Origin of the sequence: Candidatus Pantoea communis (assembly GCF_011752685.1) — a bacterium.
Lineage (GTDB): Bacteria > Pseudomonadota > Gammaproteobacteria > Enterobacterales > Enterobacteriaceae > Pantoea > Pantoea communis.
In genome coordinates this window covers 97,794-110,731 of the sequence record NZ_VWXC01000004.1, presented here as the reverse complement: position 1 = coordinate 110,731, position 12,938 = coordinate 97,794, and the positions used below count along the sequence as shown (strand labels likewise).

11 protein-coding genes are annotated in these 12,938 nt (G+C 54.8%); 3 read left to right on the top strand and 8 right to left on the bottom strand.

From position 1 onward, the window contains the following. Positions 1-58: 58 nt before the first annotated feature. Complete coding sequence (gene serA / locus F3J37_RS07735) at positions 59-1,297, bottom strand: phosphoglycerate dehydrogenase (RefSeq protein WP_160868292.1); 1,239 nt, start codon at positions 1,295-1,297, stop codon at positions 59-61. Positions 1,298-1,587: 290 nt separating this feature from the next. Next, the gene (gene rpiA, locus F3J37_RS07730; protein WP_166932873.1) at positions 1,588-2,247 is read right to left on the bottom strand and encodes a ribose-5-phosphate isomerase RpiA; all 660 of its coding nucleotides are present in this window, start codon (positions 2,245-2,247) and stop codon (positions 1,588-1,590) included. 181 nt (positions 2,248-2,428) lie between these two features. On the opposite strand from rpiA, the gene F3J37_RS07725 reads away from it, so the two are divergent. Further along, complete coding sequence (locus tag F3J37_RS07725) at positions 2,429-3,334, top strand: LysR family transcriptional regulator ArgP (RefSeq protein ID WP_034823211.1); 906 nt, start codon at positions 2,429-2,431, stop codon at positions 3,332-3,334. 106 nt (positions 3,335-3,440) lie between these two features. Here the strand turns inward: F3J37_RS07725 and F3J37_RS07720 are convergent, their stop codons facing one another. Then, positions 3,441-4,172 carry an oxidative stress defense protein gene (locus tag F3J37_RS07720; RefSeq protein ID WP_045814671.1) on the bottom strand — a complete coding sequence of 244 codons (732 nt, stop codon included), beginning with the start codon at positions 4,170-4,172 and terminating at the stop codon, positions 3,441-3,443. Positions 4,173-4,390: 218 nt separating this feature from the next. On the opposite strand from F3J37_RS07720, the gene F3J37_RS07715 reads away from it, so the two are divergent. Further along, positions 4,391-5,698: an MFS transporter gene (locus tag F3J37_RS07715; RefSeq protein ID WP_166932871.1), complete on the top strand. Its 1,308-nt coding sequence runs from the start codon at positions 4,391-4,393 to the stop codon at positions 5,696-5,698. Here the strand turns inward: F3J37_RS07715 and F3J37_RS07710 are convergent. After that, complete coding sequence (locus F3J37_RS07710; protein WP_166932869.1) at positions 5,685-6,383, bottom strand: IclR family transcriptional regulator; 699 nt, start codon at positions 6,381-6,383, stop codon at positions 5,685-5,687. The genes F3J37_RS07715 and F3J37_RS07710 overlap by 14 nt on opposite strands. A gap of 59 nt (positions 6,384-6,442) precedes the next feature. Between F3J37_RS07710 and F3J37_RS07705 the strand changes: the two genes are divergently transcribed. Then, positions 6,443-8,719, top strand: coding sequence for an FAD-dependent oxidoreductase (locus F3J37_RS07705; protein WP_370662126.1), 2,277 nt, complete (start codon positions 6,443-6,445; stop codon positions 8,717-8,719). On the opposite strand, the gene argO is transcribed toward F3J37_RS07705, so the two are convergent. The 4 genes from argO to pgk form a co-directional block, all read right to left on the bottom strand. After that, positions 8,698-9,321 carry an arginine exporter ArgO gene (gene argO / locus F3J37_RS07700; protein ID WP_034823218.1) on the bottom strand — a complete coding sequence of 208 codons (624 nt, stop codon included), beginning with the start codon at positions 9,319-9,321 and terminating at the stop codon, positions 8,698-8,700. The genes F3J37_RS07705 and argO overlap by 22 nt on opposite strands. 170 nt (positions 9,322-9,491) lie before the next feature. After that, positions 9,492-10,361: a small-conductance mechanosensitive channel MscS gene (gene mscS / locus F3J37_RS07695; RefSeq protein WP_166932865.1), complete on the bottom strand. Its 870-nt coding sequence runs from the start codon at positions 10,359-10,361 to the stop codon at positions 9,492-9,494. 188 nt (positions 10,362-10,549) lie between these two features. Beyond that, the gene (gene fbaA / locus F3J37_RS07690; protein ID WP_166932863.1) at positions 10,550-11,629 is read right to left on the bottom strand and encodes a class II fructose-bisphosphate aldolase; all 1,080 of its coding nucleotides are present in this window, start codon (positions 11,627-11,629) and stop codon (positions 10,550-10,552) included. Between the two features lie 102 nt (positions 11,630-11,731). Further along, positions 11,732-12,895 carry a phosphoglycerate kinase gene (gene pgk, locus F3J37_RS07685; RefSeq protein ID WP_166932861.1) on the bottom strand — a complete coding sequence of 388 codons (1,164 nt, stop codon included), beginning with the start codon at positions 12,893-12,895 and terminating at the stop codon, positions 11,732-11,734. Positions 12,896-12,938 lie beyond the last annotated feature (43 nt).

Genomic DNA, 12,938 nt, shown 5'->3' with positions numbered 1-12,938 from the left:
CGATGTGGCGCCCTGAGCAATCAGCAAGATGAACGGGCACGCATGGTGCCCTGAATCATCAGTACAGCAGACGGGCGCGAATGGTGCCCGGAATCGCTTTCATCAGCTGCAGCGCTTTTTCCGCCACATCTTCTTCTGCATCGATATCGATAACCACATAACCCATTACCGGCGAGGTCTGCAGATACTGAGCGGCGATGTTGATGCCCTGCTCGGCAAAGATCTGGTTAATCGCGGTCAGCACGCCAGGACGGTTCTCATGGATGTGCAGCAAGCGGCTGACGCTAGCAGCGTGCATCGGCAGAGACACTTCCGGGAAGTTAACCGCAGACAGCGTAGAACCGTTGTCAGAGTATTTCGCCAGCTTGCCCGACACTTCCAGGCCGATGTTTTCCTGCGCTTCCTGAGTCGAGCCCCCGATATGTGGCGTCAGGATCACGTTATCAAACTCGCACAGCGGTGAGTTGAACGGATCGCTATTGGTCGCTGGTTCAACCGGGAAGACGTCGATGGCCGCGCCGGACAGATGCTTATTCGCCAGGGCGTTGCACAGGGCTGGAATATCAATCACGGTGCCGCGTGCGGCGTTGATCAACAGTGCGCCCGGCTTCATCAGCGCCAGCTCTTCAGCGCCAATCATGTTTTGCGTTGAAGCATTTTCTGGTACGTGCAGGCTGACCACGTCGCTCATATTCAGCAAATCGGACAGGTGACGAACCTGTGTCGCATTACCCAGCGGCAGTTTGGTTTCGATATCGTAGAAGAACACGTGCATGCCAAGGCCTTCTGCCAGTACGCCCAGCTGCATACCGATATGGCCGTAGCCAATGATGCCCAGTTTCTTACCGCGCGCTTCGAACGAGCCGTTAGCCACTTTGTTCCAGATACCACGGTGAGCTTTGGCGTTCGCTTCAGGGATCCCGCGCAGCATCAGCAGCATTTCACCAATCACCAGCTCAGCCACTGAACGGGTGTTAGAGAATGGCGCATTGAAGACCGGCACACCGCGTTTTGCGGCCGCATTCAGGTCAACCTGGTTAGTACCGATACAGAAACAGCCCACTGCGACCAGCTTCTCAGCCGCCGCAAAGATCTCTTCAGTCAGTTGGGTACGGGAACGGATACCAATGAAGTGCGCATCGCGGATGGAGGACTTCAGCGACTCCGCATCCAGTGCCCCTTTGTGGAATTCGATGTTGGTGTAACCTGCAGCACGCAGATTATCCAGTGCACTCTGGTGAACGCCTTCCACCAGCAGGAACTTAATCTTGTCTTTTTCCAGTGATACCTTTGCCATTTCCCGACCCTATTCAGAATTCAACGAGGACTACCATAAGGTAGCCTTCTGCCAAAATATCAAAAATTTCGAGCGCGGCAATACAAACGATTGCCTGACCGCCAGCACGCGCCCACGTTGAGGCAGCACAAAGCCGTACAAAATCGTGGGATGCGAGTGCGCCGAAGTACGAACCTGCTGTTGATGAATCTTTTGTGACATAAGTCACCAAATTTCACCCCAGCAAGAAAAGATGTTTTGCAGATGGAAATAACCGGCGCAGCACTCGCGCCGGTGAGTACGCTATCAGATCAATAAGTGATGGTTTTCACACCCTCTGCCGTGCCGATCAACGCCACATCAGCACCACGCGCAGCAAACAAGCCCACGGTGACCACGCCCGGCAGTGCATTGATGGTTTTTTCCAATGCAATCGGGTCGAGAATACGCAGATTATGCACGTCGAGAATAATGTTGCCGTTGTCGGTCACCACGTTCTGACGATACTCCGGCTGGCCCCCCAGCTTCACCAGTTCACGCGCGACAAATGCACGCGCCATCGGAATCACTTCCACCGGCAGCGGGAAGTTACCCAGGATATCCACCTCTTTGGAGGCATCCGCAATGCAGATGAACTTCTTCGCCACCGCTGCGACAATTTTCTCACGCGTCAGCGCTGCGCCGCCGCCTTTGATCATCTGCATCTGTGGATTGATTTCGTCCGCGCCGTCAACGTACACCGACAGCTCATCCACATTATTCAAATCAAAAACCGGAATCCCCAGGGCTTTGAGTTTTTCCGTCGAGGCTTCCGAACTGGAGACCGCGCCTTCAATTTGATCTTTCATGGTGCCGAGCGCATCAATAAAATGCGCCGCTGTTGAACCGGTACCAACGCCAACAATGGTGCCGGGTTGCACGAATTGCAGTGCTGCCCAACCAACCGCTTTTTTCAGTTCATCCTGGGTCATGGTATGTTTAAAACCTGTGCGACATCGAAGTGCGCGTAGTATAAAACAAGGCGTCGTGAAAATGCGCGGCTGTTAACGCATCGATTTAAGCCTTTGGAAGCCAGCCCGCAAAAATCCGCCGCAGCACAATATGACAGTTTTGTGGCATAGTACTTTCCATCCTGAACGAGAGAGAACAACAATGAAACGCCCGGATTATCGAACGCTTCAGGCGCTGGATGCTGTGATTCGCGAGCGCGGTTTTGAGCGTGCGGCCCAAAAACTCTGCATCACGCAGTCTGCGGTGTCACAGCGCATTAAACAGCTGGAAAATTTATTTGGTCAGCCGCTGCTGGTGCGTACCGTGCCGCCGCGTCCGACCGAGCAAGGACAAAAACTGCTGGCACTGTTACATCAAGTCGAGTTGCTGGAAGAAGAGTGGCTGGGTGATGACAACGGCGGCACCACGCCATTGCTGCTGTCACTGGCGGTCAACGCCGACAGTCTGGCGACCTGGCTGCTTCCTGCGCTGAAAGATGTGCTGGCCGATTCACCGGTGCGCCTGAATCTGCAGGTCGAAGATGAAACCCGCACTCAGGAACGCCTGCGTCGTGGTGAAGTGGTCGGTGCCGTCAGTATCCAGCCACAACCGCTGCCAAGCTGTCTGGTGGATCAATTGGGTGCACTGGATTATCTGTTCTGCGCCTCGCCGGATTTTGCTGCGCGCTACTTCCCGAATGGCGTCACGCGTTCGGCTTTGTTGAAAGCCCCTGCGGTGGCATTTGACCATCTCGATGATATGCATCAGGCGTTTTTACAGCAGAACTTTGATCTGTCCCCAGGTAGCGTACCGTGCCACATCGTTAACTCGTCGGAAGCCTTCGTGCAGCTGGCGCGTCAGGGTTCGGTGTGCTGTATGATTCCGCACTTACAGATTGAGCGTGAACTGGCACAAGGGGATTTGGTGGATTTGACGCCGGGTCTTTATCAGCGTCGCATGCTTTACTGGCACCGATTTGCGCCAGAGAGCCGCTTAATGCGCAGCGTGACGGATGCGTTAATCGCGCACGGTCATCGCGTATTGCGTCAGGATACGGCGACAGCCTAATCCCAATTACCGATGAGCATAGCGGCGCAGTTTATCGCATGAATGGACAACAGTATTGCTGCCGTTCAGCGCCATAAATCACGCCGCTATGATTCAACACATCAGATTACTGAGCTGTATTCGGCTTAATCTCGAACACGACATCGACCTGATCGTCAAAGTGAATGCTCTGCTGCTCATAGGTCTGCTGCGCGGTGGTATCCGCAGGGGCAGCAGCCGCTTTGTACATGCGCGCCATTGGCATTGGCTGATAGTTCGCCACGTGATAGCGGATGCTGTATACCGGGCCTAATTTCGCATTAAAGCCTTCTGCCAATGCGCCTGCCTGCTGAGTGGCGTTAGCAATCGCCGCTTTGCGTGCCTGATCTTTATAAGCATCGGCATTCGCCACGCCCAGCTCTACTGAACGGATTTCGTTCAGGCCGGATTTCAGCGCGCCATCCAGCAACTCATTCAGTTTATCCAGCTGACGTAAGGTCACCTGCACCTGACGCACCGCACGATAACCTTTCAGTACGGACTTCCCTTCTTTGGTGTAGTCATACTCGGGTTGCGTGCTCAGGTTTGCCGCATCAATATCTTTCTTTTCGATACCGTTCTTTTGCAGGAAATCGAAATATTGCGCCACGCGGTCATCAGCTTGTTTTTTCGCATCTGCCGCATCTTTCGAAGAAACATTCACCACGATGGAGAGTGTCGCGATATCCGGACGGGCATCCACGCTTGCCTGACCGGAGGTCACAACATGCGGGCCATTCGGGACTTCACCCGCTTGTACCATCGCTGACATTACGCCAGTGCTCATTACGGCGGCCAGCGCCAGTGCTTTCAGTTTCACGAAAGTCCTCCTTGAAGGTTCAATTTACAGGTCGCCACTATGGCTAAACCTAAAACACATTACTATGCGTGATGGTCTGAGTTTGAAATCACCAAAAAGTTCGGATAACTGCGGTTTTAACGTATCCGCGATCGCAAAACTATGCTGACAGATTCGCGGAAAGTTCGCCTTGGTGTTTCTATTAAAGAAACAATTCTAGCCTCCGGGAGAGTTGTATTATGACAGAACAGCCCCTTAGCCACAGCGCCGTTGCCGTTCGCGCCGGACGTACCCGATTCCTGATGTTAGGCCTGGTGTTTATCAACATCATCATCAACTACATGGATCGCACCAATCTCTCCGTGGCCGCCACGCAAATGGCCGGTGAACTGCGCTTTACGCCAATGGAGATGGGGTTGATCTTCTCAGCATTTGGCTGGATCTATGCGGCGCTGCAGATCCCCGGAGGTTTTCTGATCGATCGTCTCGGCGCGCGTCTGGTTTATGGCATCGGGCTATTTGCCTGGTCGTTGATCACCGCTCTGCACGCGCTCGCCAACAGCTTCGGTGCGCTGTTTGGCCTGCGCCTGGGCGTAGGTGCTTTTGAAGCGCCGGTGATGCCCTCGAATAACCGCGTGATTTCCAGCTGGTTCCCGGAACAGGAGCGTGCCAGCGCCATCGGTATCTACTCCTCCGCGCAGTTTGTCGGGCTCGCCTGCATGACGCCGCTGCTGTTCCACGTGCAGGATGCCTTTGGCTGGCGCGGGCTGTTCCTGATGACCGGTGTGGCCGGGATGATCTGGGCGCTGGTGTGGTATCTGCTTTATCGTGAACCGCATGAACACAAAGGCGTGTCAGAGGCTGAGTTAAACTATTTGCGCAGCAACGGTGCCTTACTGGAGAGTCGTCAGCACACACAACAGCCGAAAGCCCGCTGGACCGATCTGGCGCAGATGTTCCGCAGCCGCAAACTGGTGGGGATCTATATCGGCCAGTTCACCATCTCCGCCACCTTTTGGTTCTTCCTCACCTGGTTCCCGACCTATCTGGTGGAGTATCGCCATATGGGCTTCATTAAAAGCGGCTATGTGGCTTCCGTGCCCTACTTCGCCGCTTTCTGTGGCGTACTGCTGGCAGGTTTCGCTTCGGATCGCATGATACGGCGAGGCGTGTCGCCCAGCGTGGCGCGTAAATTGCCGGTGATCCTTGGCCTGTTCCTGACGCTGTTTATTCTTGGCGCCAATTACACCGACGACGCCACGCTCATCGTGATGTTTATGTCGCTGGCGTTTTTTGGCAACGGCCTCGCGACCATCACCTGGGTGTTTGTCACCGCACTGGCACCTCGCCATCTGATTGGCTTAGCGGGCGGCGTATTCAATTTCACCGGCGCGCTTTCCGCTATTGTGGTGCCAATTACCATTGGCGCGTTGATCGATGGCGACAATTTCGCGCCAGCACTCGGCTTTATTGCCGTGCTGGCCGCGATAGGCATTTGCAGCTATCTGTTCGTGGTCGGGAAAATCGAGCATGTCAGCGCGCACTGATCAGCACTTTCGCCAGCGACTGCAACTGCGTCACCCGCTGCTGCAGATGCGCATCGTCTGCCTGCCAGATTTTGGCAAACGCCAGCGCGGCGCGGTTGCTATTGATTGGCTGCGCCATGCTGATTTCGCCGTCATCACGGTGCCAAATCAAGTGGTTTGCATCGCGCTTGCGCGCCAGCAACGGCGCCATCTGCGCCCACTGTTCGTCGGTAAATCGTGGACGCAACTGCTCATCACTCTCTGTCGCCAGCAGCGACACACCAATCACCGACTGCCACGCCGGCAGCATGCGGAAACCGGCCAGCGCCTGACTGGCACTGGTGCGCTCACCCGGTTCGGAGTGCCAGATGTAAATCACCTGGTCCTCCCACAACACGCCCAGCGCCACCACGATGTCGCGCGGCGCGTGTGCTTCCAGTTGCGGCAGCGCCTGGGCAAACAGCGAGGAGCCGCGAATCGCCTGCGCCGCCAGCGCATGAATCCCCGGGCCGGGCAAATAGCGGCGATGTTCATCCTGAATCGTCAGGCCAATCGAGGCCATGGTCATCAGCAGGCGGTTAACGCGTGTGCTGTTCATGTCCATCTGTCGCGCCAGTTCACGGCAGCCCACGGCTTTATCGCTGGAAACCAAATACTGCAAGCAGCGAATCCCATCAATCAGGCTTTGGTTGGGTTGAGAAGACATAGTTCACCCTGTGGCGCTCAAAACACCAATCTTAGCTTCAGCATGACAGGAAGCAAATGATGCAGACTTTCTCTTCGCAAAATGCGCGCCACTTCCCAGAGCAAAAATTACAGGCCGATCTGTTGGTGGCGGGCGGTGGGCTCGCGGGCGTGTGTGCCGCACTGGCCGCCGCGCGTGACGGATTACAGGTGGTGTTGGTTCAGGATCGCCCGGTGCTGGGTGGCAACGCGTCGAGTGAAGTGCGCTTGTGGGCCAATGGGGCGACATCGCATATGGGCAACAACAACCGCTGGGCGCGCGAAGGCGGCATCATGGGCGAGATCATGGAGGAAAACCTGTGGCGCAACAAAGAGGGCAATCCGGTGCTGTTCGATATGGTGCTGCTGGATTTGGTGCAGTCGCAGCCCGGATTAACCCTGTTGCTCAATACCGTGGTCACCGATATCGAGAAATCAGACCGTCATTTGCAATCGGTGCAAGCCTTCAACGCCATCAATCAGACCCGCTATCACGTTAAGGCCAGCCAGTTTATTGATGCCAGCGGCGATGGCGTGCTGGGATATCTGGCCGGTGCGGCGCATCGCGTGGGCGCGGAAACGATTGAAGAGTTTGGCGAAAAGATGGCGCCAGGCGAACATTTTGGCCACAAACTCGGCCACTCAATCTACTTCTACACCAAACGTACTTCGCAGCCGGTTCGCTTTGTCCCGCCCTCTTTTGCGCTTAAAGATATTACCGCCATTCCGCGTTACAAACGCCTGACCTCCGATCTTAACGGCTGTGATTTGTGGTGGCTGGAATGGGGCGGACGGCTCGATACGGTGCACGAAAGCGAAACCATCAAATGGGAGCTGTGGAAAATTGTTTGGGGCGTTTGGGATTACATTAAAAACTCTGGCGAGTTCCCGGATGCCGATAACCTGACCATTGAGTGGGTAGGATTAATTCCCGGCAAACGCGAGAGTCGTCGTTTCCTTGGCGACACCCTGCTATGCCAGCAGGACATCATCGAACAGCGCGATCACTACGACGCCGTCGCCTATGGCGGCTGGTCGATTGACCTGCATCCGGCCGATGGCGTCTACAGCGAACACGATGGCTGTCGCCAGTTTCACAGCAAAGGCACCTATACCATTCCATTCCGTGCGCTTTACAGCCAGTCGCTGGATAATCTGCTGCTCACCGGTCGCTTAATTTCAGCCACCCACGTGGCCTTTGGCAGCGCGCGCGTGATGTGCACCTGCGGCGTACTGGGTGAAGTGGTGGGACGTGCGGCGGCGATCTGTCAGCAGCAGCAACTCACGCCAGCACAGTTAGCCCAGCCTGCTCACGTAACGCAACTGCAGCAACGCCTGCTGCGCGAAGGGGCATACATCCCACGCCAGCAGCTTGCGAACCCGGTCAGCGATGCGCAGATCGAGGTCAGCAGCACCCTGCAACTCAGCGCCCTGCCCGCCGATGGCGGTTGGCAGTCGTTGCAATCGCGCTGTGCGTTGCTGCTGCCACTGAAAGCCGGTGAGCGCTTACCGACGATATCCGTGCAGCTTCGCGCCAAACAGACGCAAAAACTGCAGGTTTCGCTGCTCAGCAGTGACAATCCGGCCAACACCTGCGGCGATCAGCACATCGCCAACCAGACAATCACGGTTAACGACCAGGGCAGCTACCGCCTGAGTTTTGATTATCGTGCGGATGTCGATCGTTATTTGTTTATCGCCTTCGAAGAGAAGCCAGAGATTGAAGTGGCACATACCCGCCAGCGCTTGCCAGGCATGATGATGGTGTTCAACAGCCTCAATCCTCGCGTTGCCAAACGCACAAGGCAGATTAACGATGGCGATTACGGCGTGGATGAGTTTGATTTCTGGCTGCCGCGCCGTGCGCCAAATCAGGTGCTGCTGGCGTTCGCGCTGGAGACGCCGTTAAAACTCTGGCATCGCGATTATTTACTCAACGGCAAATTGCGCCCGGAACAGCACACCAACTGTTGGGTGCCAGCACTGGATGATGCCCAGCCAGCTGCCACCTGGCGATGGGAACAGCAGCAACACGCACGCCAAATCACCCTGCTGTTTGATAACGACTTTGACCACGCGATGGAGACGGTGCAGATGGGTCATGCGCAGGCAGTGACGCCGCACTGCACCACACATTATCGGTTATGGCTGGATGAGATGTTACTGGTGGAAGTGAAGGACAATCATCACTCGCTATGCCATCACGTCGTGCCGCAGGATGTCAGTTTCCGGCAGATACGCTTAGAGCTGATTGCCAGTGCGGGCGCGCTGCCCGCACTGTACGGTTTACATCTGCATCAGAACGCGGCAATGCCCTGACGCGCTAACTGGATGGCGATAAACCACATCACACCGCCCACCAGCAGATTGATGATGCGCTGGGCGCGCACGGTGCGCAGACGCGGTGACAGCCATGCGGCTAACAGCGCCAGACCAAAGAACCAGATAATCGATGCGCTCACGGTGCCCAACGCGAACCACTGGCGCGCGGCGGTAGAAGGCAACTGACTGCCCAGGCTACCGAGCACCACGAAAGTATCGAGATAGACATGCGGGTTGAGCCAGGTCACCGCGACGATGGTGGCAATAATGCGCCAGCGGCCTTGCTTCATCACCGCATCATCGGCCAGCGTCACATCACCCTGCCATGCGCTGCGCAGTGCGCCCCAGCCGTACCACAGCAGAAACGCCACGCCTGCCCAGGTAATCAGCATCAGCAGAATCGGGGACTGATTCAGCAAGGCGCTGCCGCCAAAAATACCGCCGCAAATCAGCACGATATCGCTCAGCGTGCACAATCCTGCAGTCATCAAATGGTAGTGGCGTTTAATGCCCTGGTTCATCACGAATGCGTTTTGCGGGCCTAATGGCAGAATGAGTGCAGCCCCAAGAGCAAGCCCTTGTAAATAAACAGATAACACGTTGATAGTCCTGAATAACGAGGTAATGCGATGCAGTATAGTGACGCGAGGATATTAGTGGAAATTGAAAGATTTAATCAGGCATTAGAGAAAATAATAAGGTCGCCATAAATGACGACCTTAATATGATGCTGTGCAGTTTACCGTTCAAACACAACGCTACTGAGTGATTACTCGGCTTGTGCAGCCTGCTGCTCACTTTTCACCTGGTGTAGATGCACATCCATCTGCGGATACGGAATGCCAATACCCTTCGCGTCCAGTGCACGTTTGAAGTTCTTCAGCAGATCCCAGTACACGTTCTGCAGGTCACCGCTTTTGCTCCAGCAGCGCACCACAAAGTTCAGTGAAGAGGCGGCCAGTTCGTTCAGACCGATCTGAATGCCCATGTCTTTCAGCACACGCTCATCGGCTTCGACGACTTCACGTAACAACTCGATCACCTGATCAACGTCCGCATCATAGGCCACGCCGATAATAAATTCGTTACGACGAATCGGCTCACGCGAGAAGTTAACGATGTTGGCGGCGATGATTTTACCGTTCGGGATCACCACGATTTTGCCATCAACGGTTTTCAGCGTGGTAGAGAAAATCTGCACGTTTTGCACAGTACCCATCACGCCTAAATCAACGAACTCACCGGTTTTGAACGGACGGAAGGTCACCAACAGCACACCCGCTGCGAGGTTGGACAGAGAGCCTTGCAGTGCCAGGCCGACGGCCAAACCGGCGGCACCCAGTACGGCGATCACCGAGGCGGTTTGCACGCCCACGCGACCCAGCGCCGCGATCAAGGTGAAAGCGATAATGCCGTAGCGCACCAGGGCAGAGAGGAAGTCTGCTACGGTAGCGTCGATGTGACGCGCCTGCAGCACGCGATTAATCGTATTTGAAACGATACGCGCAATGAACATACCAATAATAATGGTGATAATCGCCGCAACGATATTCACCGCATAGCTCAGGATCAGTGCCTGATTACGTACCAGCCAGCCGCCAGCGTTGTTAATGCCATCGACGACATTTAAGTCTTCCATTTGTTAGCCCTGTTGTTGAGTTTCCCGCAGGAAAATGCAAAAACGGCCAGATTAACTCCGGCACTCCCGTGTACAAGGGTAAACAAAAATGGCATCAAGCGCCAAAGATGGGCTGAATTTACTCACTATTCCGAATCGAATGCATAAAAAAAGGCCCTTTCGGGCCTTTTTTGTACTGTAAGGAAAAATTACAGCACGTCGATAGCGTTAAGCTCTTTGAAAGCCTGCTCCAGACGCACAACCATTGAAGCCTGTGCAGAACGCAGCCATACGCGAGGATCGTAGTATTTCTTGTTTGGGCTATCCACGCCATTTGGGTTACCCAGCTGGCCTTGCAGATAGTCTTCGTTCTTTTTGTAATACTGCAGGATGCCGTCCCAGGTCGCCCATTGGGTGTCGGTATCGATGTTCATCTTGATTACGCCGTAACCAATTGACTCTTCGATTTCTGCAGCAGAAGAACCTGAACCACCGTGGAACACGAAATCCAGCGCGTTGTGCGGCAGATTGTGTTTCTTGGTCACGTATTCCTGAGAATCACGCAGGATGGTTGGAGTCAGTTTCACGTTGCCTGGCTTGTACACGCCGTGCACGTTACCGAATGAAGCGGCGATGGTGAAACGCGGGCTGATTTTGCTCAGCTCGGTGTACGCGTAATCAACGTCTTCTGGCTGGGTGTACAGGGCAGAAGCGTCCATGTGGCTGTTGTCCACGCCGTCTTCTTCACCACCGGTGCAACCCAGTTCGATTTCCAGGGTCATGTCGATTTTCGCCATGCGCGCCAGGTATTTAGAAGAGATCTCGATGTTCTCTTCCAGTGACTCTTCTGACAGATCAATCATGTGAGAGGAGAACAGTGGCTTACCGGTTTTCTTGAAGTGCTCTTCACCGGCATCCAGCAGACCATCGATCCATGGCAGCAGTTTCTTAGCACAGTGGTCGGTGTGCAGAATAACTGGCACGCCGTACTGTTCAGCCATCAGATGCACATGGTGCGCACCGGCGATAGCGCCGAAGATTGCTGCGCCCTGTGGCTTGTCGGTTTTGAAACCTTTACCGGCGATGAAGGCAGCACCACCATTGGAGAACTGAACGATGACCGGCGCTTTAACTTTGGCCGCAGCTTCCAGTACCGCGTTGATGGAGTCCGTGCCGACGCAGTTAACTGCAGGCAGAGCGAATTTGTTTTCTTTCGCTACTTGGAAAACTTTCTGAACGTCATCACCAGTGACAACGCCGGGTTTTACGAAATCAAAAATTTTAGACATGGTTGTGTCCTGTTTCGTTACCGTTCATCCCACAAAGGGACGTCGATTTTTTGCCCAGGATGGGCAAGCCTTCAGACGGCGCCGAAGCGCCGCCCCCAAAAATTACTGCTTAGCGCGCTCTTCCAGCATCGCTACAGCGGGCAGTTTTTTGCCTTCCACGAACTCGAGGAATGCGCCACCGCCGGTAGAGATGTAGGAGATCTTGTCTTCGATACCGAACAGATCAATCGCTGCCAGGGTATCGCCGCCGCCCGCTACAGAGAACGCGTCGCTGTCTGCAATCGCGTTCGCCACGATTTCGGTGCCTTTGCGGAAGTTCGGGAATTCGAACACGCCAACCGGACCGTTCCACAGGATGGTTTTTGCCTCTTTCAGCAGTTTTGCCATCGCCTGTGCGGTTTCGTCACCGAAGTCCATAATCTCTTCGTTATCCGCCACTTCGGAAACCTTTTTCACGGTTGCCGGGGCAGTTTCAGAGAATTCCGTTCCGACGCGAGAGTCGGTTGGAACTGGAATGCCGTGCTCGTCACGCAGCTTTTTCGCCGCTTCAACGAAGTCTGGTTCGTACAGTGATTTACCGACGTTGTTGTCGATAGCCACGAAGGTGTTAGCGATACCACCACCGACAATCACGGTATCCGCGATTTTCACCAGAGACTGCAGCACGTCGAATTTGGTCGATACTTTAGATCCACCCACAACCGCTACCAGTGGACGCTGTGGATTGCTCATCACTTTACCCAGCGCTTCCAGTTCAGCAGAGAGCAGAGGGCCAGCACAAGCGATAGGGGCGAACTTGCCCACACCGTGGGTTGAAGCCTGCGCGCGGTGCGCAGTACCGAAGGCATCCATCACAAACACGTCGCACAGGGCGGCATATTTCTTCGACAGCGTCTCTTCGTCTTTCTTCTCGCCTTTGTTAAAGCGCACGTTTTCCAGAACCACCAGCTCACCCGCGCCGACTTCAACGCCGTCGAGGTAGTCTTTTGCCAGGGTAACGGTAGTGCCGTTCAGTTTGTCTTTCAGGTAGTTAACAACCGGCAGGAGCGAGAACTCTTCGTTGTATTCACCTTCGGTCGGACGACCCAGGTGAGAGGTAACCATCACTTTCGCGCCCTGTTTCAACGCCGCTTCGATGGTAGGCAGAGAAGCACGGATACGTGCATCTGACGTCACTTTCCCTTCTTTCACTGGCACGTTGAGATCGGCACGGATCAGAACGCGTTTACCAGCAAGATCCAGATCGGTCATCTTAATTACAGACATGGTGAACCCTCTCGTTGATTCTCATAAGTTTTGCCAGACGCAG